Annotated in this window: 25 protein-coding genes, 1 other RNA gene and 1 pseudogene; 15 read left to right on the forward strand and 12 right to left on the reverse strand. The window is 67.5% G+C overall.

The window, feature by feature from the left end; all coding sequences use genetic code 11:
• Positions 1-171: 171 nt before the first annotated feature.
• Positions 172-450: a hypothetical protein gene (locus tag ACFYO1_RS26060; protein ID WP_387236110.1), complete on the forward strand. Its 279-nt coding sequence runs from the start codon at positions 172-174 to the stop codon at positions 448-450.
• 70 nt (positions 451-520) lie between these two features.
• Here the strand turns inward: ACFYO1_RS26060 and ACFYO1_RS26065 are convergent, their stop codons facing one another.
• Positions 521-1162, reverse strand: a complete 642-nt coding sequence (locus tag ACFYO1_RS26065; RefSeq protein ID WP_387236113.1) for a cysteine hydrolase — start codon at positions 1160-1162, stop codon at positions 521-523.
• Between the two features lie 10 nt (positions 1163-1172).
• A complete protein-coding gene (locus tag ACFYO1_RS26070) occupies positions 1173-1499 on the reverse strand; it encodes a hypothetical protein (RefSeq protein WP_387236117.1) in 327 nt (108 codons plus the stop codon).
• Positions 1500-1611: 112 nt separating this feature from the next.
• Here ACFYO1_RS26070 and ACFYO1_RS26075 point away from each other — a divergent pair, with 112 nt between their 5' ends.
• Together ACFYO1_RS26075 and ACFYO1_RS26080 are read left to right on the forward strand one after the other, a co-directional pair.
• Positions 1612-1959: a winged helix-turn-helix transcriptional regulator gene (locus ACFYO1_RS26075; protein ID WP_387236120.1), complete on the forward strand. Its 348-nt coding sequence runs from the start codon at positions 1612-1614 to the stop codon at positions 1957-1959.
• 55 nt (positions 1960-2014) lie between these two features.
• Positions 2015-2749 carry an SDR family oxidoreductase gene (locus ACFYO1_RS26080; protein ID WP_387236122.1) on the forward strand — a complete coding sequence of 245 codons (735 nt, stop codon included), beginning with the start codon at positions 2015-2017 and terminating at the stop codon, positions 2747-2749.
• Positions 2750-2757: 8 nt separating this feature from the next.
• Here the strand turns inward: ACFYO1_RS26080 and ACFYO1_RS26085 are convergent, their stop codons facing one another.
• The 3 genes from ACFYO1_RS26085 to ACFYO1_RS26095 form a co-directional block, all read right to left on the reverse strand.
• A complete protein-coding gene (locus ACFYO1_RS26085) occupies positions 2758-5811 on the reverse strand; it encodes a bifunctional [glutamine synthetase] adenylyltransferase/[glutamine synthetase]-adenylyl-L-tyrosine phosphorylase (RefSeq protein ID WP_387236125.1) in 3054 nt (1017 codons plus the stop codon).
• A gap of 78 nt (positions 5812-5889) precedes the next feature.
• Positions 5890-7230 (reverse strand): glutamine synthetase family protein, encoded by a 1341-nt coding sequence (locus tag ACFYO1_RS26090; RefSeq protein WP_150408211.1) that lies wholly within the window; start codon positions 7228-7230, stop codon positions 5890-5892.
• 95 nt (positions 7231-7325) lie between these two features.
• Positions 7326-8861, reverse strand: coding sequence for an alpha/beta hydrolase (locus tag ACFYO1_RS26095; protein ID WP_387236128.1), 1536 nt, complete (start codon positions 8859-8861; stop codon positions 7326-7328).
• Between the two features lie 250 nt (positions 8862-9111).
• Here ACFYO1_RS26095 and panB point away from each other — a divergent pair, with 250 nt between their 5' ends.
• The 5 genes from panB (at position 9112) to ACFYO1_RS26120 (ending at position 13246) form a co-directional block, all read left to right on the forward strand.
• A complete protein-coding gene (panB, locus tag ACFYO1_RS26100; protein WP_387236131.1) occupies positions 9112-9969 on the forward strand; it encodes a 3-methyl-2-oxobutanoate hydroxymethyltransferase in 858 nt (285 codons plus the stop codon).
• 10 nt (positions 9970-9979) lie between these two features.
• A complete protein-coding gene (locus tag ACFYO1_RS26105) occupies positions 9980-10828 on the forward strand; it encodes a phosphotransferase (RefSeq protein ID WP_387236133.1) in 849 nt (282 codons plus the stop codon).
• Between the two features lie 98 nt (positions 10829-10926).
• Positions 10927-11385 carry a hypothetical protein gene (locus ACFYO1_RS26110; protein ID WP_387236136.1) on the forward strand — a complete coding sequence of 153 codons (459 nt, stop codon included), beginning with the start codon at positions 10927-10929 and terminating at the stop codon, positions 11383-11385.
• Positions 11385-12362: a prolyl aminopeptidase gene (pip, locus tag ACFYO1_RS26115; protein WP_387236139.1), complete on the forward strand. Its 978-nt coding sequence runs from the start codon at positions 11385-11387 to the stop codon at positions 12360-12362. Before ACFYO1_RS26110 ends, pip begins: the two co-directional genes overlap by 1 nt.
• 2 nt (positions 12363-12364) lie before the next feature.
• Positions 12365-13246 (forward strand): CHAD domain-containing protein, encoded by an 882-nt coding sequence (locus ACFYO1_RS26120; RefSeq protein ID WP_387236142.1) that lies wholly within the window; start codon positions 12365-12367, stop codon positions 13244-13246.
• A gap of 1288 nt (positions 13247-14534) precedes the next feature.
• Here ACFYO1_RS26120 and ACFYO1_RS26125 read toward each other — a convergent pair.
• The gene (locus ACFYO1_RS26125) at positions 14535-16010 is read right to left on the reverse strand and encodes an RNB domain-containing ribonuclease (RefSeq protein WP_387236145.1); all 1476 of its coding nucleotides are present in this window, start codon (positions 16008-16010) and stop codon (positions 14535-14537) included.
• A gap of 15 nt (positions 16011-16025) precedes the next feature.
• Complete coding sequence (locus tag ACFYO1_RS26130) at positions 16026-16358, reverse strand: hypothetical protein (RefSeq protein ID WP_150408191.1); 333 nt, start codon at positions 16356-16358, stop codon at positions 16026-16028.
• 429 nt (positions 16359-16787) lie between these two features.
• On the opposite strand from ACFYO1_RS26130, the gene ACFYO1_RS26135 reads away from it, so the two are divergent.
• On the forward strand, positions 16788-17168 hold the full coding sequence (locus ACFYO1_RS26135) for a hypothetical protein (protein WP_387236148.1): 381 nt from the start codon (positions 16788-16790) through the stop codon (positions 17166-17168).
• 460 nt (positions 17169-17628) lie between these two features.
• Here ACFYO1_RS26135 and ACFYO1_RS26140 read toward each other — a convergent pair.
• The 3 genes and pseudogenes from ACFYO1_RS26140 to rnpB form a co-directional block, all read right to left on the reverse strand.
• Positions 17629-18441: pseudogene (locus tag ACFYO1_RS26140) on the reverse strand (slipin family protein); the annotation flags it as partial.
• Between the two features lie 116 nt (positions 18442-18557).
• Positions 18558-19001 carry a hypothetical protein gene (locus ACFYO1_RS26145; protein ID WP_387236151.1) on the reverse strand — a complete coding sequence of 148 codons (444 nt, stop codon included), beginning with the start codon at positions 18999-19001 and terminating at the stop codon, positions 18558-18560.
• Positions 19002-19183: 182 nt separating this feature from the next.
• Positions 19184-19597, reverse strand: an RNA gene (rnpB, locus tag ACFYO1_RS26150) — RNase P RNA component class A.
• 76 nt (positions 19598-19673) lie between these two features.
• On the opposite strand from rnpB, the gene ACFYO1_RS26155 reads away from it, so the two are divergent.
• The 6 genes from ACFYO1_RS26155 to ACFYO1_RS26180 all read left to right on the forward strand — a co-directional run bounded on the left by ACFYO1_RS26155 (position 19674) and on the right by ACFYO1_RS26180 (position 23498).
• Positions 19674-20561: an alpha/beta hydrolase gene (locus ACFYO1_RS26155; protein ID WP_387236154.1), complete on the forward strand. Its 888-nt coding sequence runs from the start codon at positions 19674-19676 to the stop codon at positions 20559-20561.
• A gap of 72 nt (positions 20562-20633) precedes the next feature.
• Positions 20634-20852 (forward strand): type II toxin-antitoxin system HicA family toxin, encoded by a 219-nt coding sequence (locus ACFYO1_RS26160; protein ID WP_387236157.1) that lies wholly within the window; start codon positions 20634-20636, stop codon positions 20850-20852.
• On the forward strand, positions 20849-21247 hold the full coding sequence (locus ACFYO1_RS26165; RefSeq protein WP_387236160.1) for a hypothetical protein: 399 nt from the start codon (positions 20849-20851) through the stop codon (positions 21245-21247). The genes ACFYO1_RS26160 and ACFYO1_RS26165 overlap by 4 nt, the downstream gene beginning before the upstream one ends.
• Before the next feature lie 107 nt (positions 21248-21354).
• Positions 21355-21639: a hypothetical protein gene (locus ACFYO1_RS26170; protein ID WP_387236162.1), complete on the forward strand. Its 285-nt coding sequence runs from the start codon at positions 21355-21357 to the stop codon at positions 21637-21639.
• 224 nt (positions 21640-21863) lie between these two features.
• The gene (locus tag ACFYO1_RS26175; protein WP_387236165.1) at positions 21864-22421 is read left to right on the forward strand and encodes an NUDIX hydrolase; all 558 of its coding nucleotides are present in this window, start codon (positions 21864-21866) and stop codon (positions 22419-22421) included.
• Between the two features lie 276 nt (positions 22422-22697).
• Positions 22698-23498: an alpha/beta hydrolase family protein gene (locus ACFYO1_RS26180; RefSeq protein ID WP_387236168.1), complete on the forward strand. Its 801-nt coding sequence runs from the start codon at positions 22698-22700 to the stop codon at positions 23496-23498.
• An 11-nt stretch (positions 23499-23509) separates the two neighbouring features.
• On the opposite strand, the gene ACFYO1_RS26185 is transcribed toward ACFYO1_RS26180, so the two are convergent.
• Both ACFYO1_RS26185 and ACFYO1_RS26190 read right to left on the reverse strand, forming a co-directional pair.
• Positions 23510-23965 carry a hypothetical protein gene (locus ACFYO1_RS26185; protein ID WP_387236171.1) on the reverse strand — a complete coding sequence of 152 codons (456 nt, stop codon included), beginning with the start codon at positions 23963-23965 and terminating at the stop codon, positions 23510-23512.
• Positions 23962-25011 carry a YihY/virulence factor BrkB family protein gene (locus ACFYO1_RS26190; RefSeq protein WP_387236174.1) on the reverse strand — a complete coding sequence of 350 codons (1050 nt, stop codon included), beginning with the start codon at positions 25009-25011 and terminating at the stop codon, positions 23962-23964. The genes ACFYO1_RS26185 and ACFYO1_RS26190 overlap by 4 nt, the downstream gene beginning before the upstream one ends.
• Positions 25012-25046 lie beyond the last annotated feature (35 nt).

The raw sequence follows: 25046 nt of genomic DNA on the forward strand, positions 1-25046 counted from the left end.
GCCCGTGCGAAGGGTGGCACGGGGTAGGTCGAGCGGCGGCGACTCTGCCACCAACGCGGTCGGCAGCGCGCAGTCAGTTGGCAGCGCTGCCGGACTGACCGAGAGCGGTTGACCAGCAGCTGCCATTGATTCCGCCGCCTAGAATGAGGCGCAAACGTCCGAGGAGGGCCGATGTACGTCGAAGAGTTCCGCGTCGCAGGCCCGCTCAGCGCCGACAATGCCGAAGAACTCCTGCTGGCAATGCTGGGGTACACCTCGCGGATCACGGTCAGCAGCAATGGGCGCAGCGTCAACGCGCCGCTGCTGCCGACCTGTTCGGACGTGCTGAGGCTGCGCGCCGGCAGCGTGGTGACGGTGACCGTCGAGCACGGTCACCGCCCCGAGATCGATGAGGATCGCCGTGCGATTCGCGCATTCGTCGACCGGTTCCGGGAACTCACCGACGGGTGATCTCCTGACGCACAGGCACATCCCTCGTCCCCGCGCCTGCCCGGGCGGGGTGCCTGTGCGCCAGGGAAAGTCAGCCCCGGTTCATCAGATCGATCAGCGCCTCGGTCTCGGTCATCAGCGAGCCGCCGGCGAATTCCAAAGTGGCGTGCGATCTTTGGGCTGCCGCCGGATGGCCCGCGCCGCACGCGTCGGTGACCGTGATCGGCAGGTAGCCGAGGTCGAGGCTGTGCCGGACCGTCGGTTCGATGCCGACCTCCATGGCGATGCCCGCGATGGCGTAGGAGTCGATTCCGCAGTCGCGCAACGCGATATCCAGCGGAGTGGCCGCGAAGGCGGACATGGTGATCTTGTCGAACACCACCTCGTCGGCGCTGGGGGTCAGCTCCGGCGTGAGCTGGTACTGCGGCGAGCCCTGCGGGAAGCTGGCGTGCAGTTCGTCCAGGTCGTCCACTCGCTGCCATTGCATGGCGGTGCGCAGTTGCGAGACGCCGGACGCGGCGATCGGCAACGACACGTGCCGGGTGTAGAAGATACGGAAGCCGTTGGCCCGAGCGGCATCTCGCAGCTGAACACACCGCTTCACGATGGTGTCCCCATCCGGGATCTGGCCGACGATGCCGACCTGCATGTCGTAGATCAGCAACGCCATCCGCGTCGGATCGCAGGCGTCGGCCACCGTTTGCGGAATGCTCAGGCCGAAGGCGTTTCGCATGGGCGCGACCTCACTTGGTCCGGTCGTAGGGCTCGGCGACGTCGACCTGCGGATCCATCAGCGCCTCCAGCGGCAACGGGGCCTGCACGGGAACATAGGTCCACTCCAGGTAGCCGGCCTTGGTGAGCGGGAAGTCGGCGACGTACTTCTGCGCCTCTTCGACGCTGTCCACCTCGAACACGATCACCACGCCCGGCTCGTCGGCGCGCGCGTAGTTCTCCCGCACGATGCCCGCTTTCCACAGCCGCCACACATTGGCGACCTCCTCGGGCAGATACGGGTTGATGGTCTCCAAGGTCACGCCGGGCTTGAAACGGTCGAAAACGATGACCTTCATAGGAATTCGGGCTCCATGTCTGCGGTAGGAATGCGGTGGTCCCGTCCATGGAATCGCGATGATTACAGTGTTACAAGAACGCACTTTTTGGTGAGTACCCGAAAGGCCAGCAATGCCGGAGAAGCGCTACCACTGCGCGGTGGAGGTGACCGTCGACCTGATCGGCGGCAAGTGGAAGCCGGTGATCCTCGCCCACCTCAAGGAAGGCGTGCGGCGCTACGGCGAGCTGCGCCGGCTGATGCCGACAACCAGCGAGAAGATGCTCGTCCAGCAGTTACGCGAGCTGGAAGCGGACGGCCTGGTGCGCCGCACGGTCTTCGACACGGTGCCGCCCCAGGTCGAATACGACCTGACCGACGAGGGCTGGACCCTGGTCCCCGCCCTCACCGCGCTCTACGAGTGGGGTGAAAAGCGCGCCGAGCGAACAGGTTTACTGGTCGAGCCCGCGCCATCGACCTAGTTCCTGTGCCACGATTGATTCTCGTCGCACACCGCTGTGTGGAGGGAATGAGCCCATGGGATCGCTGATGTCCAGGCGCGTCGTCATCACCGGAGGGGCTCAGGGCCTGGGGCTGGAAATCGCCCGCAGTTGCGTTCAGCGCGGCGCCTCGGTAATCCTGCTCGATATCGATGCGGTCGCGCTTCGGCACGCCCGACGCGAACTGGGCGAACAGCAGTGCGCGACGTTCGTCTGCGATATCGCTGATCGTGAGCAGATCGCGGCCACGCTCACCATGATCGCCGCCGGGAATTCCGGCGGTATCTCGGCTTTGGTGAACAATGCCGGAGTATTCACCAACGACGCCATCGAGGCGGCCGACCCCGGTCGCGCGTCGCTGGCTATCGCGGTCAATGTCAACGGAACGATCAATATCACCGATGCCGTCCTAAAACAGGGCCTCCTGTGCCGGGAAACCGGTCAGATCGTCTTCATCAACTCCTCCGCCGGAGATCCGCTCCATACCGGAACGGGCGCCCGCGAAAGAGTCTATGCCGCAACAAAAGGCGCACTGACCGGGTACTCGAAAGCTATCGAAGGCGTAGCCAAAGGCACTCCACTGCGGGTGACCACGATCTTCCCCGGCGGCATGGACACGAATCTCTATGTGAACGCGGGCATGTCGGCCGAAGACGGCCACAACAAGCCGTGGCTCATCCCGCCCCGCCGCGTCGCCGATGCGGTCACCTTCGTGCTCGAATTGCCCGTCGACACAACCATCAGCCGGCTGGCCATCGGCCCCAACCTCTAGGGCGGGTGCTACTGGCCGAACACCCGCTCCACCACAGCCTTCGCCCGCCGGGTCACCCGCATGTAGTGATCGAGGAACTCGCTGCCGTCGTCGTTGGGCCACCCCGCCACCCGCGCCACCGCGGACAGCAGCAACCCCGGACCGGGCAGCTGATCGGTCGGCTTCCCGCGAACCAGCACCAGCGCGTTGCGCGCCTTGGTCGCGGTGAGCCACGCGTCGCGGAGCAACGCGACATCGGCCGCGTCGAGCAGCTTGGTCTCCTCGATGACGGTGAGCGATTCCAGCGTCGAGGTGTTGTGCAACCCGGGAACATCGTGCGCGTAGCGCAACTGCATCAGCTGCACCGTCCACTCGATGTCGGCGAGACCACCGCGCCCCAGTTTGGTGTGCGTCGCCGGATTGGCGTTGCGCGGTAGTCGTTCCGCGTCGATGCGGGCCTTGATCCGGCGGATCTCCCGCACCGCCTCGTTCGAGACGCCGCCCTCCGGATAACGCACCTTGTCGATGACGTGCAGGAAGCGCAGTCCGAGCTGCTGATCGCCCGCGACCTGGTGCGCCCGCAGCAGCGCCTGCACCTCCCACGGCTGCGCCCACTGCTGGTAGTAGGCCGCGTACGCCGCCAGGGTGCGGACCAGCGCACCGTTGCGCCCCTCGGGCCGCAGCCCGGCGTCCACCAGCAGCGGCGGGTCGGTGCTGGGTGCGCCGAGCAGCTTCTGCACCCTGTCGGCGACGCTGTTGGCCCACTTCACGGCCTTGGTCTCGTCCTCGCCGGGACGCGGATCGCAGACGAACAGGACGTCCGCGTCGGACCCGTACCCGAGCTCGTGCCCGCCGAGCCTGCCCATCCCGATCACCGCGAAGTCGGCGGGCGCGGGCGCGCCCATTTCCGCCTCGCTCGCCCGGATCACCGCCGCCAGTGACGCTTCCAGCACCGCGACCCACACCGAGGACAGCGCCCGGCAGACCTGTTTGACCTCGAGCATCCCGAGCAGATCCGCCGAGGCGACCCGGGCCAGTTCGTGCCTGCGCAACGAACGAGCCGCCGCCACAGCGCGTTTCGGATCGTCATACCGTGCGGCGGCCGTCATGATCCCGCGCGCGACGTCTTCCGGCTGCGGACTGAGCAACAGCGGACCGCCGGGCCCGTCGGCGTACATCCGAATGGTGTCCGGCGCGTTGATCAGCAGATCCGGCAGATACTCCGAGGAGCCGAGCACGATCATCAGCCGTTGCGCGATCGCCCCCTCGTCGCGCAGTTCGCGCAGGAACCAGGTCTGATCGCCGAGCCCCTCCGACACCCGCCGATAGGCGAGCAGGCCGGCGTCGGGATTCGGTGTCTCGCCGAGCCATTCGAGCAGGGTGGGCAGCAGCAGCGCCTGGATCCGGCCCTTGCGCGACACCCCGCCGGTGAGCGCCTTGAGGTGGCTGAGCGCGTGTTCGGGCGCCTGATAGCCGAGCGCGGCCAGCTGCCGGACCGCCGCCTCGGGGCTGAGCCGCAGCGCGTCCGGCTCCAGTTTGACCACCGATTCGAGCAGCGGACGATAGAACAGCTTGGCGTGTAATCGCCGCACCCGCACGGCATTCCGGCGTATCTCGTTGCCGAGCACGCCGACCGCGTCCTGCCTGCCATCGGGGCGGATGTGCGCGGCGCGAGCCAGCCAGCGCATGCCCTCTTCGTCGTCCGCGGCGGGCAGGGTGTGCGTGCGGCGCAACCGTTGCAGTTGCAGCCGATGTTCGAGCAAACGCAGAAACTCGTACGACGCAGTGAGATTCGCGGCGTCGTCGCGGCCGATGTAACCGCCCGCGGCCAACGCCGTCAACGCCTCGACGGTGCCCTGCACGTGCAGCGACTCGTCCACCCGGCCGTGCACCAATTGCAGGAGCTGGACGGCGAATTCGACGTCGCGCAGGCTGCCGTGCCCGAGTTTCAGTTCCCGCTCGCGCATGTCGGCGGGGACCAGGTCCTCCACCCGGCGGCGCATGGCCTGCACGTCGGCGACGAAGTCGGGACGCTCGGAGGCGGTCCACACCATCGGCATCAACGCGGCCTTGTACTCCTCGCCGAGCTCGAGGTCGCCGGTCATCGGCCGGTTCTTCAGCAGCGCCTGGAACTCCCAGGTCCGCGCCCAGCGCTTGTAATAGGCGACGTGCGAATCCAGCGTGCGCACCAGCGCGCCCGCCTTGCCCTCCGGCCGCAGCGCCGCGTCCACCTCGAAATAGGCCGCGCTGGCGACGCTCATCATCTCGGCCGCCAGCCGGGTCGCGGTGGCGTCGGCGGGCTCGGCGACGAACACGACGTCGACATCGCTGACGTAGTTCAGCTCGCACGCGCCGCTCTTGCCCATGGCGATCACCGCGAGCCGCACCGGCACCGGGCCGTCCTTGCAGACCCTGGCCACCGCCACGGACAGGGCCGCGGTCAGCGCGGCGTCGGCCAGCGCGGTCAGATGGCGGCCGACCACCTGGTACGCCAGTACCGGTTCGTTCTCGACGGTCGCGGCCAAATCGAGCGCGGCCAGCAGCATCAACTGATCGCGATACCGCTTGCGCAGCAACGCGACCACCTCCGGCCCGGACTCACCGGCCCGGAACAGGAGCCCGTTTGTCGCCCGGCTCACGGAGGCGCCCGGCGACGCCGTGTCCGGCGCGGGCGGCCCGTCCTCCGGCACCGCGTGCACCGCATCGAGCAGGTCGGCGATCAGTTCGTCCCGGGTCGGTAGCTCCTTGCGGCGCAGGATCTGCCAGGCCGCCGGATCGACGACCAAGTGGTCGGCGAACGCACTGGACGAGCCGAGCAGCGCGAACAGCCTGCCGCGCAACGCCGTTTCCGCGCGGATCGCCGAATCCAGTGCTGCCCAATCGCTTTCCATCCGCTCACGCAGCTTGACCAGCGTGTTCAACGCCAGATCGGCGTCGGGCGCGCGGGACAGCGCCCACAGCAGCGGAATACTTTCGACGTTGTCCCAGCCCAATTCGTGCAGCGAGGCGGCGGCGGTGGGCTCGAGCAGACCGAGCCGACCGACGCCGGGGACCGCGGAGCGGGCAGTCGGTGGGCGGACCATGGGTCTCAAATTACAGGTTCGATGCCAACGACTCGCCCCCACCTGGACATACGTTCGGTTGCAGAAACGCGCCTTGTTCTACAGACCGAGGTATTCCTTGAGCTCGTACGGCGTGACCTGGCTGCGGTAGTCCGCCCACTCCCGGCGCTTGTTGCGCAGGAAGAAGTCGAACACGTGCTCGCCGAGCGTCTCGGCGACCAGCTCGGAGCGCTCCATCGCCTGCAACGCCTCGTCCAGCGTTCCGGGCAGCTCGCGGAAGCCCATGGCGCGGCGCTCGGCGACGGTCAGCGACCACACGTCGTCCTCGGCCTCCGGCGGCAGCGTGTACCCCTTCTCGATGCCCCGCAGGCCGGCCGCGAGCAGCACGGCGAAGGTCAGGTAGGGGTTGCAGGCCGAATCTGGGCTGCGGATCTCGACGCGGCGCGAGGAGGACTTGTTCGGCGTGTACATCGGCACCCGGACCAGCGCGGACCGGTTCGACCGGCCCCACGAGGCCGCGGTCGGCGCCTCGCCGCCGTGGATGAGCCGCTTGTAGGAGTTCACCCATTGGTTGGTGATCGCGCTGATCTCCGGCGCGTGCTCCAGGATGCCGGCGATGAACGCGCGCGCGGTGCCGGACAGGTTGATCGGGTCGTCCGGATCGTGGAACGCGTTGGCCTCGCCTTCGAACAGGCTCATGTGCGTGTGCATCGCCGAGCCCGGGTACTGGGCGAACGGCTTGGGCATGAACGTCGCGCGCACGCCCTCGTCGATGCCGACTTCCTTGATCAGGTAGCGGAAGGTCATCACGTTGTCGGCCATGGACAGCGCGTCGGCGTAGCGCAGGTCGATCTCCTGCTGGCCGGGCGCGCCCTCGTGATGGCTGAACTCGACCGAGATGCCCATCGACTCCAGCGCGTCGATCGCGTGCCTGCGGAAGTTCGGCGCGGAATCGTGCACGGCCTGGTCGAAGAAGCCGCCGGAGTCGGCCGGGATCGGCTGCGAGCCGTCCACCGGGCCGTTCTCCAGCAGGAAGAACTCGATCTCCGGGTGCACGTAGCAGCTGAAGCCGACATCGGCGGCCTTGTTCAGCTGACGGCGCAGCACGTGCCGCGGGTCGGCCCAGGACGGCGAGCCGTCGGGCATGGTGATGTCGCAGAACATCCGCGCGGAGTGCTGGTGGCCCTTGCTGGTCGCCCACGGCAGCACCTGGAAGGTGGATGGATCCGGGCGGGCGACCATGTCGGCCTCCGACACCCTGGCGAAGCCTTCGATGGCCGAGCCGTCGAACCCGATGCCCTCCTCGAAAGCGCCCTCTAGCTCGGCGGGAGCGATGGCAACGGACTTCAGGTAGCCCAACACGTCGGTGAACCAGAGCCGCACGAAGCGGATATCCCGCTCTTCGAGCGTCCGCAGCACGAATTCCTTCTGGCGATCCATGTCCGCGAGAGTAAGCACCCGGCGTTAAATCCGTGTTACATACACGCTGAGTGTGCTGACCTTGTTGTGCGAAAAAGACATCACCGCCCGTCGGCTCAACAGGTGAGGCCCGGCTCCGGGTCGGCCAGGTCGACCAGGTAGTCGATCACCGCCTCGTCCACACACGACGATCCACCCGACAGCGCGATGGTGTGCCGGTTGCCCTTGTAGGTCAGCAACGAGGCGCCCAGTTGCGTCGCCAGGTCCACGCCGGCCTGGTATGGGGTCGCCGGGTCCTCGGTGGTCGAGACGACCACCACCTTCGGCAGCCCGGTCACCGTGATCCGGTGCGGCTCACTGGTGTTCGGCACCGGCCAGACCGTGCACTGGTCCAGCGGGGCCGCGCCGGTGCCGCGGCCGTCGTCGAGGAACGGGGCCGCCTTGCGGTATTCGGCGTCCTGCTTGCCGGTGATGCCGCGGTCGCTGATCCGCGGATCGTCCACGCAGCGAATGGCGTTGAACGCGTCGGTGGTGTTGCTGTAGGTGCCGTCGTCGCGGCGGCCGTCGTAGAGGTCGGCCAATTGCAGCAGGGTGTCGCCGCGGCCGTCGCGCAACTCGGACAGGCCGAGGGTGAGCACCGGCCACAGATCGTTGGTGTAGAGGGCTTGGCGCACGCCGGTGAGCGCGTCACCGTAATTGAGCCCGCGCGGGTCGGTGGTCGGTACGGTCTTGTCCCACAGCGGATTCACCAGCGCGCGGAACCGCTGCACGGTCTGCGTCTTGTCCGTGCCGAGCGGGCAGTCCGGCTTGTTCGTGCAGTCCGCGGCGTAGGCGTCGAACACCTTCTGGAAGCCGGCCGCCTGGCGCAGCGACTCCTGCACCGGGTCCTGCGAGGAGTCGATGGCGCCGTCGAGCACCAGGGCGCGCACGTGGTCCGGGAACTTCTCGGCATACGCCGATCCGATCTTGGTGCCGTACGAATAACCGAGGTAGCTGAGCTTCGCGTCGCCGAGCGCCGCCCGCATCACGTCCAGGTCCTGCACCACCTCGCGGGTGCCGACATGGGCCAGGAACTCCTGGCCGGTGCGTTCGGTGCAGCGGTCCGCGTACTGCCTGTTCTCGTTCTCCGCGGCCGCGATGCCCTCGGGCGTGTTGTCCTTCTGCGGTTCGGCGCGCTCGGCGTCCTGCTCCTTCGCGGTCTCGCAGACGATGGCCGGGGTCGAGGAGCCGACGCCGCGCGGGTCGAAGCCGACCCGGTCGAAGCGCTGGGCCAGCGGGGTCTTGTTGCCGAGCGAGGACATGGTCAGGCCGGACTCCCCCGGGCCGCCGGGGTTCATCAGCAGCGAGCCGATGCGCTGGCCGGTCGCCTTGATCCGGGAGACGGCGATCTGCGCGGTCGGCCCGTCCGGGTTGGCGTAGTCGACCGGCACGGTGATCCGCGCGCACTGCGCGTTGGGCGCGAAGCGATCGTCCGGCGAACCGAATCCGGAGCAGCCGCCCCACTCCACGGTCTGCGAGTAGAACTTCGTCAACGCGGCGGGCGCCGCGGGCATCGGCCCCGTCGGATGACCGTTGATCGTGCACCCCGCCGCCACCAGCGCCAGCACCGCCACCATCAGCGCACCGCCGCGCCCACTCCGAACCAAAGCCATCCACTGATAGTGGCAGCTCGTCGCCACGGCGGGCACAACGCACCGGTCAGAGCCCGGTCGGCGCGGCTGAGCCGAGCGCGCGGTCCGGACTCCTTTGTGCGCCGGCGACGGACCGGCGCCGCGCCGATGTGATCAATCGCATCGGGCGAAGCTCTTAATCCGGCCTGCCAACTGCTGCACACTGGATTTCGTCAGACGAACCCGGGGACCCGGATGGGCCCCGAGGAGACACCAGACGAAAGGGACGAAGATGTCCGTATCCGATTCGGAAACCCCTGCTTACGGTGCGGCACCCGCCCAGCCCAAGAAGGCTATGCGCAAGACCAGGGTGCACCATCTGCAGCAGATGAAGGCCGACGGTCAGCGCTGGGCCATGCTCACCGCGTACGACTATTCCTCGGCCCGGCTGTTCGAAGAAGCAGGCATCCCGGTGCTGCTGGTCGGTGATTCCGCGGCCAACGTGGTCTACGGCTACGACACCACCGTGCCGATCACCGCGGACGAGCTCATCCCGCTGGTTCGCGGCGTGGTCCGCGGCGCACCGCACGCGCTGGTGGTGGCCGACCTGCCGTTCGGCAGCTACGAGACCTCGCCGCAGCAGGCACTGGCCACCGCGACCCGGTTCATGAAGGAGGGCCAGGCGCAGGCGGTGAAGTTCGAGGGCGGTGAGCGGGTCGCCGAGCAGATCGCGCTGATCACCTCGGCCGGCATTCCGGTGATGGCGCACATCGGGTTCACCCCGCAGAGCGTCAACACCCTCGGTGGGTTCCGCGTGCAGGGTCGCGGCGACGGTGCCGAGCAGCTCATCGCGGACGCCATCGCGGTGCAGGAAGCCGGCGCGTTCGCCGTTGTCATGGAGATGGTTCCGGCGGAGGTGGCCGCGCAGGCGACCCGCAAGCTGACCATCCCGACCGTCGGCATCGGCGCCGGCGTGGAAACCGACGCGCAGGTGCTGGTCTGGCAGGACATGGCCGGCTACACCAGCGGCAAGACCGCGAAGTTCGTCAAGCGGTTCGGCAATGTCGGCGATGAACTGCGCACCGCCGCGGCGGCCTACGCTGAAGAGGTAGCCCGGGGCACCTACCCGGGGCCAGAACACAGCTTCTAGTGGAGTAACGATGAACGGCCGAGCAGTGCACGCACCAGCCGCACTGCTCGGCCAGCCACCCGAACCGCTGATCGACTGGGCGTCGGGTGTGCTCAAGGCACACGAGATAGAGGTGACCGGCGCGCCGACGGTGACTCGCCGCCGCGCCTGGTCGCTGATCGTCCGGCTGCCGACCGAGACCGGCCCGGTCTGGGCCAAGGCCAATGCCCGCGCCTTCGCCCACGAGGGCCCGCTGATTCAGCTGCTCGCCCGGCTCCGGCCCGGCAGCGTCCTGGAACCCCTTGCGGTGCAGGCGGATCATGGGTGGTTACTCAGCCCGCACGGCGGCGAAACCGCCCGCGATACCGATGCCGAATGGGCCGGCCTGTTCCGCTCCTACGCCGAACTACAGCAGTCCGTCGCGCCGGACATCGACGCGCTGATCGCCACCGGCACCCCGTACCTTCCGCCCAGCCGGCTGATCACGGTCTACCGGCATTTCGAAGCACGCATGCCCGGCCTCGGTCACCGCATCGAGGAGGCCGCCGCCGAACTGGCCGAGTACGGCAGGCTCACCATCGAGCACAACGACGTCCACCCCGGCAACGTCTTCGCCGGCGCGACGCCCGGCACCGGCCGGCTGTTCGACTGGGGCGACGCCGTGATCACCCACCCGTTCCTGTCCCACCGCATCCTGCACAGCCCGCGTCGCGCGGACTACTTCGCGCAATGGCAGGTCTCCGCCGCCGAGATCACCCTCGCCGAACGTCTCGCCCCGTTGATCGCGCTCAATCCGTGGCGAACCGTCGACACGTCGATTCCCCGCTTCGCCCGTTTCGTCGAAGCACTGCTGGACGAGCTGCGCGTCACATTCCGATAGCCGCGAACGGGGGTGTGAGCGCCACACACTCCGGGCCACGACGGCGAATCAATGGCAGACTCGATGCGGACATTCGCGATCAAGAAGCAGAGGTACCGATGCCGCACAGCCGTTGGATTTCACGCAGCACCCTGCTGCTGGCGGGCGTTTTCGCCGCCGCAGCACTGACCGCATGCGGAGGCTCGTCGAACCCGGCGCCGACCGGGAGCTCGAGCTCGACAACGGGGTCGGCGACGGCGACCACCAAGCCCGGCGGCACCGCGGGCACGCCCAAGCCCGGCACCACCCCGGAGATCTCCGATGCCGCGGCCGCCCAGCTCTGCGACATGATCAAGCCCGAACTGTCGAACTGGCGGGTGCAGGGGCCCACGCTCGGCCGGATCGGGCTCAATGCCCTGGTGCACGAGTGGGCGCTGCGCAACGGCGGCATCAACGGCGCGGTGCTCGCCGACAAGCCGATCGTCGACCGGCTGACCACCAAGAGCTGCCCGGACGTGCAGAAAGAGGCGATCCAGGCACTCGAGCTCCCCGACCTCGCCTCGGGTCTGGCGTTCTGATGAGCGAGGCACAGCTGCGGACGCTGTACCCGGAGATCGAGGCCTACGACTCCGGTCTGCTCGACGTCGGTGACGGCCAGGCGATGTACTGGGAGGTCAGCGGCAACCCGGACGGCAAGCCGGTGGTCTTCCTGCACGGCGGTCCGGGCGGCGGCACCTCACCGGCGCAGCGGCGGTTCTTCGACCCGGCGGCCTACCGGATCGTGCTGCTCGATCAGCGCGGCTGCGGGCGCTCCACCCCGCACCTCGCCGACAACCCGGACCTGGCGACCAACACCACCCAGCATCTGATCGCCGACATCGAGGCGCTGCGTACCCATCTCGGCATCGAGCGCTGGCAGGTGTTCGGCGGCTCGTGGGGCTCGACCCTCGCGCTCGCCTACGCCGAGACCTACCCGGACCGGGTGACCGAGCTGGTGCTGCGCGGCATTTTCCTGTTGCGCCGCAAGGAAATCGACTGGTATTACAACGGCGCCGCCGGCTACGTGTACCCCGACGAGTGGGAGAAGTACCTCGCGCCGGTACCGGAGGCCGAGCGCGACGAAGACCTGGTCGAGGTCTATCACCGGCTGCTGCACTCCGCCGACGAGCAGGTCGCGCTGCGGGCCGCCATCGCCTGGTCCACCTGGGAGGGCGCGACGAGTTCGCTGCTGCCGCAACCGGATCGGGTCGCCGAATCCGCCGATCCCCGGTTCGCGCTCGCCTTCGCGCGGATCGAGAACCACTACTTCCGCAATCACGCCTTCCTCGACGAGGGGCAGCTGCTGCGCGACGCCGACACCATCGCGCACATTCCGACGGTCATCGTGCAGGGCCGCCACGACATCGTCTGTCCCGCGGTGAGCGCCTGGGATCTGCACAAGGCGTTGCCGGCTTCGGAGCTGCACATCGTCGAAGACGCCGGACATGCCTCCTTCGAGCCCGGCATCACGCATCATTTGATAGAAGCCACCGATAGATTCGCGAAGGCGGGGTAACCATGACGGCCACCGCAGGCAGGGCCATCGTCGCGGCACTCGGCGACAATGTGGACCGGCTGCTGGCCGCCGAACCCGAAGTGCGCGCGGACGAACCGGATTCGATCCATCAGATGCGCGTGGCCACCCGCAGGTTGCGCAGCGTGCTGCGCTCTTATCGCGGGCTGTTCGAACGGACACCGGCCAGGACGATGGGCGATGAGCTCAAGTGGCTGGCCGGTGTGCTGGGCGTCGCCAGGGATGCCGAGGTGCGGGCGGAACGGTTCGAGACGTTGCTGACGAAACATGGCGCGCAGGGCGAGCATTCGGCCGACGATCTCGAATCGGCGACCGCGCGGTTGGTCACGGCGGAGAACGGCAAGTACGCCGCGGCACACGCGGATGTGCTGCTCGCGCTGGACAGTGGGCGCTACCGCGAGCTGCGGGATGAACTCACCGAGTGGCGCACCGAACCGCCGCTGCGTTCCGCACGCGCCGAAGTGCCTGCCGCGGAGTTCTTCGGCGTCGTCCTGGAACGCGACCGCGAGCGCGTGCTGGAGCTGATCGAGCGGGAACCCACCGTCACGCCCGCCGAACGCGTCGAACTGCTGCACGATATTCGCAAGAGCGCCAAGCGTTTACGCTACTCGTGCGAAGCCGCCGAAGCCGTCCTCGGCACCGCCGCCACCGACCTCGGCGGCCGCGCCAAACGACTGCAAACCGTCCTCGGCGACCACCGCGACGCCGTCGAATCCCAGCACGCCATCTACGGCATCGCCGCGGACGCCGGCGCCGCAGGCGAAGACACAACCCTCTACCGAATCCTGGCCGGCGCCGAAGACACCGCCGCCCGCCAAGCCCTGACCCGCTACCCCGACGCGGCCGCCGCCTTGTCCGGCGAATAGCCGCACCCCTCCTGATTTCTCGCACCGAAATTCGCACGCAATTCTCGGTGCGGGAAAGCAGAAGTAGTGCGGGTGAGTGAGTCCCCCTTGCCCCCAAAGGTTTACAGACTCAGGCGCCCCGCCCGAACAGATACACCACTCCCGGAATACACCCGGCCCACAACCCGCACCCTCCCCACGAATCCACGGTCTTCTTCTCAGCGCCGCTCCCGAGAGGCAGCGCGGATCCTCGAGGTGACCGACTCCCGGACCGCCTTCGCAGGCGGGTTCACCGTGCGGGTCACTCTGAACGCCCCAGAAACCGCCGCTGACCGGCCCACTCGTATCCGAAGTGTTTGTGACGCAACCACAGCCAGATGACCACGCTGGAACTCGACGCCGCGTGATCGACATGCGCCTAAAGCCGGGTACGGCAGGCGACGTGCTCAGCACTACTTCAGTGAAAACCTGGGTAGGTCTTCAGTTTTCCTCGTCAGGTTGTGTTGGGACATGCCGGGGGTCTGCCTGGCGAGTCAGGTACACCTGCTCCCAGAGATGATCGATAGTGCTGAGCGCGTCAGGTGGGGTCCCCGACTTACTTACGCAGTTGGTATGGGCAACGCGGGAGTTCCAGCGTGGTCATCGGGTTGTGGTCCGGTTCAAAGAGGCTTGGGAAACGAGAGGGCGAGAAGCCAACTCAGCCACCACGGCACAGCGAGGGGCCGTTCACTGCTGGTCGGGTCCAGTCAGGTCACTTCGCTCATCGAGTTGTCGAAGGGACATGCGCACCCATCGAGTCGAGTCAAAAGGTCGTTCTCGCATCGAGTCGAGTCAAAAGGTCGCTGTTGAAGATCATCTAGCGACCCTTTGACTCGACTCGATCCGCGTGGCGGGTTTCGGTCCGGCGGGATGCGTGTATTTGTGCGTAGCTGCATACCTGTTGATTTCTCGCACATGGAATGACATGCGAATTCGTGTGCGGGGAATCAGGAGGTGTGCGGCTGCGGGGCCAATGGCTTGGCTCCGGCGGCGAAGGTGTCGCTGCCTGCTAGGTCCCCGCCGCTACCCTGACGCAGCAGGGGCGCTGTCACAGCACCCGCACCACTCTTGATTTCTCGCACCGAAATTCGCACGCAATTCTCGGTGCGGGAAAGCAGAAGTAGTGCGGGTGCGTTGCATCACGGCCATCGGGGTTGTGCGCGGATCAGGTGCCGCGCGAAGGGTGTGCGACTGTGAACTCGGCTCTGGCGCGGTCGGCTGATGGGCATGACCGTCGGCACGGCGGCCGGTGCTCAGCGCGGTTGGTGAGTCAGGACCCGGCGGGGTGGGTGTTCGGCGGCGCGAGGTCGGGTGCGGCGGGGTAGGCGAAGCTGATCTTGCGGGTGGTGGGGTCGGCGGAGAGCAGGCGGACTCGCACTGCCGCGCCTTCGGGTGGTTCGCCCACGCATGGACCCAGCACCGGTGGGTCGGCGATGAAGATTTCCGCGGCTCGGTTGCCGTTGGCTTCGCGGACGACCACCGCGTCGAACTCGGTGCCCGCTCGTTCGGCGAGCAGCGTGGATTCGGTGAGGTCGATGCAGGAGCGTTCGACCTTGTTCGCTATCGAGTCGCTGCGGCGCATGCTGTCGGCCGTTTCGGCCAACCCGTCCACAACCCATTGCGGCACTTCGGTTCCCGCGCAACGCGCCAGACAGATCTCGATGCTGAATCGATCGCTCAATCGCCGCAGCGGTGCGGTGACGTGGGCGTACGGTGCCCGAATCGCACTGTGCTGCAGACTTTCCGGCGTGGTGACCTGGGTGTCCCCGTCCACCACGGTGTAGGACGCCCCGCGCAGCAGGCTGGTCGCCTCCGACATGAGCACAAGCGCGGCAGGGGTATTCGGATCCAGCCGAGCCAACATCTGCCCGACCGACAACTCCGCGGGCCACTCGACGCCCAACGCGGCTGCGGTGCGATGCATGGACGCTATCGCCGACTCGGCGGGCGGCGGCATGGTGCGCAATAATGCCGGCGCTCCCGCATCGATCATGATCCGCGCCGCGCACATTCCGGTCAGCAGTGAAACCTGCTCGTTCCAATCGTCCGCGGCCGTGCGCGGTTCGACGATCAGCCGCCAATGCCCGTCCGACTGATCGTCGCGAACAATGCTCTGCGCGGGCAGGCGCAGCCCGATCGCGCCGCGCAGCAGCCCGGCCTCGATGCGCCGCGTGCCGAATTCCGGCAGGGCCGCGATCGAAGGGTGCAGTCGTCCCGCGTCGGCGTCGGCCTGCACGCCCGCGTAGTCGAGCCTGGCCCGCGAACGAACCAGCGCTCGCTCGACCGAAAACCGTTGTGGCTCAGCCTTTTCGTCCAGCTCGATGGTCCACAGCGCGGCCGGCCTGGTCTGCTCGGGCAGCAGGCTCGCGGTGCCCTCCGACAGCACCGGCGGGTGCAGCGGCACGGTGCCGTCGGGTAGATAGAAGGTTTGCCCCCGCGCGCTCGACTCCTTGGCCAGCGCGCCGTGTGGATCGATCACCGCACCGACATCGGCGATGGCGTAGTGCAGCAGGTAGCCGCTGCCGGTGCGTTCGAGATGCAGAGCCTGGTCCAGATCCATGGCCCCGGGCGGGTCGATCGTCACGAACGGGATGTCGGTGCGATCGGCCCGGTCGCCCGCGAACGCGTCGGACGCGTCGCGGGCTTCCGCGGTGGCCTCGGCGGGATACGCCGAGGCCAGGCCGAATTCGGAACGAATGGCGCCGAAATCTACCGGCGCCGAGACGATCCGCTGATGCAATTCCACGCTGGGGCGCCAGACCTACTGCAGCGCCAGCATGGTGCCGTTCAACGAATCGAGCGGGCCGTACACGGTAAAGGTGACATGTCCGCCCGGAACCGCGGCCGACACCGCGGCCGCCGCGTCCAACGCCTCACCGAACGAAGCCGCCGAAGGGTGCGGCAGACCACCGAGAGTCTGTCCGAAACGGTTCTGGGCAACCCAGACCGTGTCAGCCGGGCTGAGGTCGACCTGCACCCCACCCGGCAGCGGCGTCACCGCTACGGCACTGGCGGAGCCAGCGCCCATCATGGCGAAAACCGAAGCAGCCCCGGCGATCAACGCGCCGGCGACCAGTGAGCGAACAATCCGCATAGAGTTGAGACCTGCTTTCCCGCATTCGAAGTGTGAAGGGCTCGTTGCGGCCAAGCAACGGGCCGTGCCAACGCGCACTACTTTATGACGTCGATCACGGTCCGGCTAGTTACCGGCAGATACGCCCGGCGAGTTCACCACCCCGACATGGCCGCGACGTGGCTGCTAACGTGGGCCGCCGTAGCGGGTCTCACACTTCGACCGCACTTTTCGAAACGTCCTGTACGTCGACAATTGGGAGTTCCACGACTATGTCATCGATTCTGTACGACTACCTGTTGCCGCTCATCGGAGCAGACCAGGCAGCGTATTGGGCCCAGGTCTTCGTCATCGCGCCGGTCTGACCCACAAGTCTTGCGCCACAAGACGTCGCCTCCCGTTCACCGGACGGGAGGCGACTTTCGTCCGGGACCGCTAGCATCCCGCTCCGTGATCAGAACTACCGCCGCTATCGCGGCCAGCGCCACCCTCGTCGCCCTGCTGCTCACCGGCTGCGGGGACGACAAGGCAAGCAGTGCCACCCCCTCCTCCTCGGCTCCCACGGCGGCGTCCAGCGGTGACGCGCAAGTTGTCGACAACGTGAAGGCGGGCGCGTTCGTCGTCAGCTTCCGCGGCGCGTTCCCGAAACTGGCCGACGGCAAGGACGACGCGAAGATCGCCACCATCCTCAGCGACACCTGCAAGGAGATCAAGGCGAACAAGTCCGAGGACGATGTCGTCAAGAGCATCGTCAAGCGGTCCTCCGGCAAGGTCGAGGCCACTCCCGAGGAGGCGCGGGCCATCTACCAGATGGCCAAGATGATGTGCTGAGTCAGCGCTCCTTCAGCCACGGCAGATAGTCGGGCAGGTACTTCAGCAGGTAGCCGATGGTGATCATGCTGATGATGGCGATGACGGGGATGAGCACGGACATCGGTCCGGTCCTAACGTTGAGCTGCCGGTGCGGGTGGTACGGCGCCGAAAACGGTGTCGGCGGTACCCGTATCGGTATACGCCGGTGGAGTTACGCGCGTGTGCCGTTTTCCGTCGTCGCCGGCGATTCGTCCGGCGGATCGAGTTGGCGTTGCCCCGGGCTCACGGGAATCGACGCGGGCTCATCGGGCTCGTCAACCGCCGCGGGTCCGTTCGGTCGGCTCACCGCCGCGGGCTCGTTCGGCCCGCCCACCGCCGCAGGCCCACCCGACGCGCCGACCGCCGCAGGCCCATTGGGTGCCCCAGTCGCCGCAGGTCCGTCAGGTGCGGGTATCGCCGCGGGTGCGACCGGCAGCGGATCGGCGGGCGCCGACTGCTGTTGCGGCGGTAGCGGATTGGTCGCCGCCGCCGGTGTCGCGCGCTCGAGAAAACGCAGCAACTCCACCGGGAACGGCAGCACCAGCGTCGAATTCTTCTCCGCCGCAACCTGAACCACGGTCTCCAGCAGTCGCAACTGCAACGCGGCCGGCGACTCCGACATCTGCGCGCCCGCCTGCGCCAGCATCTTCGAGGCCTGCAACTCGCCCTCGGCGGAGATCACCCTGGCGCGGCGTTCGCGTTCGGCCTCGGCCTGGCGCGACATCGAGCGTTTCAGCGAATCCGGCAGTGCCACATCCTTGATCTCTACCCGATCGATGTGTACGCCCCAGCCGAGCGCCGGGCTGTCGATCATCAGCTCGAGGCCCTTGTTCAGCTCCTCGCGATTGGACAGCAGGCTGTCCAGGTCGCTCTTGCCGATGATCGAGCGCAGCGACGTCTGCGCCACCTGCCCGACGGCGAACAGGTAGTTCTGCACCTCCACCACCGCGAGCACCGGGTCGTACACCCGGAAGTAGACGACGGCGTCCACCCGCACCGTCACGTTGTCCCTGGTGATGCCCTCTTGCGCGGGCACCGGCATGGTGACGATCTGCGTCGACACCTTGCGCATCCGGTCGACGAACGGAATCAGCAGGCGCAACCCCGGTTCCCGGGTGGCGACCACCCGGCCGAACCGGAAGATCAACCCCTTCTCGTACTGTGCGACCACCCGCGCGCCGGCGGCGGTCAGCACGCCGCCGGCGATCGCGCCCACCCCTAATATGCTTCCGAGAACAGCGAGTAGGTCCATGCCTGGCCCCTGAGCGCGCCCGCATGCAGCAGGAGCGGGCGCCTGGGCGCACCGGCCCCGCGGCTACCTCCATGATGGCACCGCGGAACCGATTGCGGCAGAAGATCAGACTGCCACTATTTCAGCGTCAGCCGCTTGACGGCGGTGCCGCTCTCCAAACTCTGCTGATTGTCGCCCGACACCAAAGTGCTGAACACCCTGACGGTTTCGCCCGCCGCAGGAGTGAACGGCTCGGCATCCGGGATCTTGCCTGCCGTGACGGACACGGTCTGACGTTCGGTATTGCAGGTGGCCTTGGTCGTCGCACCGATCGTCTGCTGCGCGCCCTCCCCCGTGCTGCGGACGAACACTTGCAGCGTCACCGTCTTGCCGGGCGCCTCGCACTTGTAGGCCACCGAGACGTTCACACCGCCGCCGCTCAATTCGGCGCCGGTGATGTCGACGTTGGTCGTTGGGGGCTTGGCCGGGGTGGTGGTGGTCGGCTCCGCGGCGGCCGCACCGGCACAGGCAACGGTGGCCAGAGCGGCCGCCGACGCGAGGACCCCCGCGCGACGCAGCATGGTGTGAACGTTGATGACGATCTCCTAGCAGTCGATCCCGCGGCGGCCCCGAATCGGGCACACCGCACAAAACCTCGACCGACAATGTACTGGTATCCGCTGCGTCCCGGTTGTCCCAATCATTCGGCCACAGACTGGATCTCGGCTGTTAATCCGGAGTTCGCCGGAAGAGCCCCGACGGGCGGACGAGTTGGCCTGTAAGCCGGATCCTGTCCCCGGTTCGCACCGGGGGGCGACCATCCATCTGGACACACCGTTGCCGGGTGCCTCGAGCGGTCCACCCGCAGGCTCGGGCGAGCAGCCCTCGAACACCTGCGCAGCCGCACCGCGAACGGTGCGACCTTTGACCTTGCTCCGGGCGGGGTTTACCTAGCCGCCCCGGTCACCCGGGGCGCTGGTGCGCTCTTACCGCACCGTTTCACCCTCACCACACGACCCGAGGGTCGTGGGCGGTCTGTTCTCTGTGGCACTGTCCCGCGGGTTGCCCCGGGTTGCCGTTAGCAACCGCCCTGCTCTGTGGAGTCCGGACTTTCCTCGACGCCGGGCGGCGGCACATTCGTGCCCGTTCCCGATGCCGCGGTCGCCCGGCCAACTCGTCCGCCGTACCAGAGTACTGGTCGCCACCCACGCCACCAGGGTGCGACCCCCGCCAACACAGTACGGTTGGGTGCCATGGAACGTGTCGAGGTCGGCTTCCCGTCCGGAAGCGAGCAGTGCGCCGCCTGGCTCTACCGTCCGGATGGTGCGCCCAAGCCCCGTCCGCTCGTCATCATGGGGCACGGCCTAGGGGCGAATCGGGAGATGGGACTCGACCGGTACGCGCGGCGTTTCGCCGCCGCGGGCATGGCGGTCCTGGTGTTCGACTACCGGCATTTCGGCGCGAGCCAGGGGGAGCCGCGGCAGGTGATCCGGATCGGGCGCCAGCGCGAGGACTGGCAGTCCGCCATCGCCTACGCGCGCACCATCCGCGGCATCGACGCGACCCGGATCGCGTTGTGGGGCACCTCGTTCAGCGGCGGGCACGTGCTCGCCGTCGCCCCGCACGACGACTACCTGGCCGCGGTCGTCGCGCAGGTGCCGTTCACCAGCGGCTGGTCCTGCGCGATGGCCAAGGGCCCGATCAGCATGACCAAGGTGACCGCCATCGCCGCCACCGACCTGCTCATCGGTCCGCTGCGGCGCAAGCACGTCGGCATCCGGCTGGCCGGACGCAAACGCTCCGCCGCCCTGATGAGCGCGGCCGACGTCCCCGAGGGCAACGGCAGGCTGGCCGAGGAAAGCGAGCACTACAAGCCGAAGGTCGCTGCCCGCGTAGCCTTCTCGGCCCTGTTCGACTCCCCCGGCAAACGCGCGAAGTCGCTCAAGATGCCCGTCCTCTACGCGCTGTGCGACAACGACTCCATCACCCCGGTCAAGTCCGCCCTCCGCGCCGCCGAACGCACCAAGCACGCCGTCGTAAAGCGCTACCAAGCAGGCCATTTCGACATCTACTTCGACGACGTCTTCGAAAAGGCCGTCTGGGACCAAACCGAATTCCTGGTCTCCATCCTCCGCCCGTAGGCCGCCAGAACCGAGCCGCCGATACCGCTAGCATGCTTGCCATTTTTTTGGCTACTCTGCTAGCATTTCGCTGTGATCGCGGAGCAGCCGACCCGGAAAGTCCTCAAGGGTCTCAAGGCCGAGGGCTGGTCCCGGTTGCGCGATGGTGCTGGTAGCCACACCATTTACGGTTGCCGTGGCGGCAAACACGATGTCAGCGTGCCCGACGGATACCCGTCGATCTCGCCGGGCGTCGTCCGCACCATCAGGAAAGCCATGGCATCCTGCGATTGCCCGGAGGAGGAAGTATGAGCAAGGCAATCAACTACGAGGTGCACGCATATCGGGTCGGCCGCTGGTGGGAGATCATCATCCCCGATGTCTACGGAGACGATCCCTGCGGGCAGGCACGTCATTTGACCGACGTCGGATACGAAGCGCGGACCATCATCGCCGCCAAACTCGACGTTCCCCTCTCTCAGGTCGACACGTCGTTGATCGTCGACGATTTCGGCGGCGCACGCGACATTCAGCCACGTACCGAACGCATTGCCGCGCTTCGGATACAGGTAGATCGCTTGTCGAGCGAACTCAAGGCCGAGCAGGTCGCACTCGTGAAAGAGCTTCGGCGCGAGGATGTTCCAGATATCGACGTGGCTACGTTGCTCGGGGTGGCACGTCAGCGAGTGGGCCAGCTCGCCGAATAGCGTTTCGCATTCCGCTGTCGTGGGTGCGGCAGTCGGAACAGGTGTGCGGCAGGGTGTTCCCGGCGCACGTAGATTGTCGGGAAACTCGCTGGAATCGAGGAGCCGCGATGATCGATCCACTGATCCTGGAAGCCCGGCGGGCTTACCTGCTCGACCAGTTGCGCGAACTGCGGCGCGGCGTGAGCGAACTCGCCGAGGGATACGGCGCGCTGCGGACCTCGGGGCTGCTCATCGACACCGAAGGGATCGGCGCGCTCACCACACCTGCCTACTGTGTGGCCGGTGCCCGAGAAGTGTTCGAGGAGGCCGTGATCGAACTCGACGCCGCCGTCGACGCTCTCGATCGTGCGGGGATGTACACGACCCGGCTTCGCCCCGTCGTCCTCGACTGAGCCCTTTACCGTCGTCCCCGTGCCCGGTGGCGGCGCACGAATTCTTTCGCGGCGCTCCGATGACCAGCGATGCCTGCGTGTCGTCGCGAGAGTTAGTCGATGCTTCCGGCCGGACAGATCAATCGAGGACAACCCAGCAGGGCGTCGATCGGTGCCGTAGTCACGACGAGCGCGGCACGCCGTCACCGCATCAATGTCGGTGCCCGCCGCTACAGTCCCCGGCTATGAACCCTGCGACTGCTGTCGTCGCCGAGATCGTGAGCGGCATCGTGCCCTTCGATGCCCTCGAACAAGAACACATCGACGAGGCCCTGTCCTGGCTGGCATCCACCGATGACGTGTATCGCCGCGTCAAACCGGCAACGCCACCACGGCATCTGGTCGCCTACGTCGTGCTCGTGGACCCGGATGCCCGAGCGGTACTCCTGGGTCACCACCGCCTCGCCGGACTGTGGCTACCGACCGGCGGCCACATCGACCCCGGCGAACGCCCGCTCGAAGCGGCGCGCCGCGAGGCAACCGAGGAAATCGGCATCGACCCCGAATTCACCGTCACCGGCCCCGACCCCTTCTTCCTCACCATCACCACCACCAACGGCGCCGACAGCCACGAAGACGTCAGCCTCTGGTACCTCATCCACGGCACCCGAGCCCGCCCCTATCCCCTCGACCCCCGCGAATTCAGCACCCAACACTGGTGGGACATAGACAAATTCGCCGTCCCGGACTCCGACCCCCACTTCCCCCGCTTCCTCGCGAAGCTCGACACCGCCCTCCCCTGAATCCCACCAATGTCCACCTCACCGTCTACCCCGTGCTTCCGAACCTGCGAGAGACCCCGCGACGAGGCAATCGAGCAGCCGACCGCCACGGCCGACTTGACTACAACGACGCGCTGAGCGGGGTGATGCGTTCGCTGCACAGCCCGCTCGCCTGGCCGGGCATCACCAAGGGACTCACCGAGGGTGATGCGCGCCGAATATGCAAGCAAACAGCGGCGATTTCGCTGGTAGCGCAACCGATTCCCGGAACGCCGGCACACACCTACGGTTAGCCCCATGCAGTCACCGATCACAGGCACCGCGGCCGGCGTACCGTTCACGGCTTTGCCACCGGCAGTCGACGGGCCCGCGCCGTTGATCATCACCTGGCACATGCTGGACGCGCCGCGCACGGACGCCGCGTTCGCCGCCGCGCTGCCGATGCACGACGTGCCCGCGTGGCGGGTGCATCTCGGCATGCCGATGTGCGGAGCGCGCATGGTCGACGGCAGCACGGACGCCGTGGTGGAGCTGGCCACCAAGGACCCGCTGATGCTGTACTTGGCCCCGTTCGTCCGGCAGGCGGCCGAGGAGTTCCCGGCCGCGCTGGCATCGATTCGTGAGCAGTTCCCGATAGCCGACGGCCCGATCGGGATACTCGGCGCCTCGTTGGGCGGTGCGGTGGCTCTGCGCGTCCTCGCCGAAACCGACACCCCGATCTTCGCCGCCGCCATCCTCAACGCCGCCGTCCGAATGCGGTCGGTCGTCGACCTGTTCCCGGGCCCGTACCCGTACGACGCCGAATCCGAGCGGGCCGTCGACAACCTGGACTTCGTCGCCAAAGCAGGTGCGATCACCGGCCGCGCGCCCTTGCTGGTCATCAGCGGCGAACTGGATCACCCGGCACTACGCACCGACGCCTCCGACCTCGTCGCCGCGGTAGGCGCCGGCGCCGAACTGCTGGCCATCCCCGGCCTGGCACACCCTCTCGCCGACGAGCCCGGCCTCGAGCCCGCACCCCAGTCACCGCAGGCGCGCGCGGCAGACGCCGAACTGACCGCCTGGTTCCGCCGTCAGCTTGCCGCCACCAGCAGGTAGCCGACGCGGAGTCAGCGGCGATGCAACAATCGCCACAACACGAACCCACCCAGTGCGGCGACCGCGGCGGCGGGCACTGGTCGGCGGCGCGCCGCGGCGACCAGTGAGCCCAGTTGTCCCGCAACGGATTCCGCCGGATCAGCGACTCGTTCGGTGGCGGCGCGAGCGTTCGCGGTCACCTCATCGGTGCGTTCGACGGCCGCGCGGATCGACTCGGCGGCCTTCTCCCTTGCCGCCGCGGTCTTTTCGTCGGCCGTGCGCTGATCCTCGGTGGTCGCCGCGTTCCGGGATTCCTCCGCGGCTTTCGCCTCCGCCCGGTGCACGACTTCGGCCGCCTTTTCCTCGGCGATCCGGCGCATTTCCGCGGCCTTCTCCTCCGCGCGATGTTCGGCTTCGGTCGCCTTTTCCCTGGCCGCGTCAGCTACCTCGTGGAATCTGTCGCGCTCCGGATGCTCGGTCTGATTCATCGTTTCCTCCTGTCCGCGGAGTCGTCGGCCGGTGCCGCGGCCGCGTCTTCTTCAGCACCACTGTGCTTTTCGGCTTCCTCATCGGACATCCAACGAGTGTCGCGGGGCGGCAGGAACGGTTCCTCGTCCGCCGGCCACCCTTGTTCGATGCGCCGCCCGCGCGCTAGTTCGGCGTCGAATTCCGCGCCGAGCAGAACCGCGACGTTGGAGATCCACAGCCACACCAGGAAGACGGCGACGCCGCCGAGCGATCCGTAGACCTTGTTGTAGGAGCCGAAATTGGCTACGTAGACGGCGAATCCGGCGGACGCGATGATCCACAACAGCACGGCGAGCACACTGCCCGGACTCAGCCAGCGGAAGCCGGGCTGCTGCGCGTTCGGCGCGGCCCAGTACAGCAGCGCGAACGCCAAACTGACCAGCACCGCGAGCACCGGCCATTTCGCGATGTCCCACACCATCACACCGGCCGACCCGACACCGATCCACCGTCCGAGGCGCTCGGCGATCGAGCCCGTGGCCACAACACCGATGGCGCACAACGCAAGCAGCACCACCATCGTCGCGGTCAAGCCGACACGCACCGGGACGGTCTTCCAGATCGGCCGCCCCTCTTCGATGTCGTAGATGGCGTTGGCGGCGCGCATGAATGCGCCGATGTATCCCGAGGCGGTCCACAACGCGGTGCAGAGACCGATGATCGCGAACGGACCGGCCAGTTGCGGAGACCCGTGCAGCTGGTCGATCGCATCGACGAGAAACGCTGTGCCACTGCCGGGTCCGATCTCCCGAATGGTGTCGACCAGCGACTGGGTGGCGGACGAGCCGAGCGCACCCAGTATCGCGGTGAGCACGATGAGCCCGGGGAAGATCGACAGCACGCTGTAATAGGTAAGTGCCGCAGCCCAATCCATGAGGTTGTCGTCCAGGAACTCCGTGACGGTCCGCCGCAGCACACCCCACCAGGACCGCCAGCGCAGCACCGACGGCCCCTTCGACCAATCGACCAAGCGGCGTACGCGCCGCGCCGCGGCCTGCTTCGGCATGCCCGTCACCTCCCGATCGGGGAGCGGATACCCGG

It is taken from the genome of Nocardia sp. NPDC006044, assembly GCF_042871115.1.
GTDB lineage: Bacteria > Actinomycetota > Actinomycetes > Mycobacteriales > Mycobacteriaceae > Nocardia.

Bases quoted from the DNA above. Each gene is read 5' to 3' on its own strand.
- ACFYO1_RS26060 (WP_387236110.1), top strand. From the start codon at position 172: ATGTACGTCGAAGAGTTCCGCGTCGCAGGCCCGCTCAGCGCCGACAAT.
- ACFYO1_RS26065 (WP_387236113.1), bottom strand. From the start codon at position 1,162: ATGCGAAACGCCTTCGGCCTGAGCATTCCGCAAACGGTGGCCGACGCC.
- ACFYO1_RS26070 (WP_387236117.1), bottom strand. From the start codon at position 1,499: ATGAAGGTCATCGTTTTCGACCGTTTCAAGCCCGGCGTGACCTTGGAG.
- ACFYO1_RS26075 (WP_387236120.1), top strand. From the start codon at position 1,612: ATGCCGGAGAAGCGCTACCACTGCGCGGTGGAGGTGACCGTCGACCTG.
- ACFYO1_RS26080 (WP_387236122.1), top strand. From the start codon at position 2,015: ATGGGATCGCTGATGTCCAGGCGCGTCGTCATCACCGGAGGGGCTCAG.
- ACFYO1_RS26085 (WP_387236125.1), bottom strand. From the start codon at position 5,811: ATGGTCCGCCCACCGACTGCCCGCTCCGCGGTCCCCGGCGTCGGTCGG.
- ACFYO1_RS26090 (WP_150408211.1), bottom strand. From the start codon at position 7,230: ATGGATCGCCAGAAGGAATTCGTGCTGCGGACGCTCGAAGAGCGGGAT.
- ACFYO1_RS26095 (WP_387236128.1), bottom strand. From the start codon at position 8,861: ATGGCTTTGGTTCGGAGTGGGCGCGGCGGTGCGCTGATGGTGGCGGTG.
- panB (WP_387236131.1), top strand. From the start codon at position 9,112: ATGTCCGTATCCGATTCGGAAACCCCTGCTTACGGTGCGGCACCCGCC.
- ACFYO1_RS26105 (WP_387236133.1), top strand. From the start codon at position 9,980: ATGAACGGCCGAGCAGTGCACGCACCAGCCGCACTGCTCGGCCAGCCA.
- ACFYO1_RS26110 (WP_387236136.1), top strand. From the start codon at position 10,927: ATGCCGCACAGCCGTTGGATTTCACGCAGCACCCTGCTGCTGGCGGGC.
- pip (WP_387236139.1), top strand. From the start codon at position 11,385: ATGAGCGAGGCACAGCTGCGGACGCTGTACCCGGAGATCGAGGCCTAC.
- ACFYO1_RS26120 (WP_387236142.1), top strand. From the start codon at position 12,365: ATGACGGCCACCGCAGGCAGGGCCATCGTCGCGGCACTCGGCGACAAT.
- ACFYO1_RS26130 (WP_150408191.1), bottom strand. From the start codon at position 16,358: ATGCGGATTGTTCGCTCACTGGTCGCCGGCGCGTTGATCGCCGGGGCT.
- ACFYO1_RS26145 (WP_387236151.1), bottom strand. From the start codon at position 19,001: ATGCTGCGTCGCGCGGGGGTCCTCGCGTCGGCGGCCGCTCTGGCCACC.
- ACFYO1_RS26155 (WP_387236154.1), top strand. From the start codon at position 19,674: ATGGAACGTGTCGAGGTCGGCTTCCCGTCCGGAAGCGAGCAGTGCGCC.
- ACFYO1_RS26165 (WP_387236160.1), top strand. From the start codon at position 20,849: ATGAGCAAGGCAATCAACTACGAGGTGCACGCATATCGGGTCGGCCGC.
- ACFYO1_RS26170 (WP_387236162.1), top strand. From the start codon at position 21,355: ATGATCGATCCACTGATCCTGGAAGCCCGGCGGGCTTACCTGCTCGAC.
- ACFYO1_RS26175 (WP_387236165.1), top strand. From the start codon at position 21,864: ATGAACCCTGCGACTGCTGTCGTCGCCGAGATCGTGAGCGGCATCGTG.
- ACFYO1_RS26180 (WP_387236168.1), top strand. From the start codon at position 22,698: ATGCAGTCACCGATCACAGGCACCGCGGCCGGCGTACCGTTCACGGCT.
- ACFYO1_RS26185 (WP_387236171.1), bottom strand. From the start codon at position 23,965: ATGAATCAGACCGAGCATCCGGAGCGCGACAGATTCCACGAGGTAGCT.
- ACFYO1_RS26190 (WP_387236174.1), bottom strand. From the start codon at position 25,011: ATGCCGAAGCAGGCCGCGGCGCGGCGCGTACGCCGCTTGGTCGATTGG.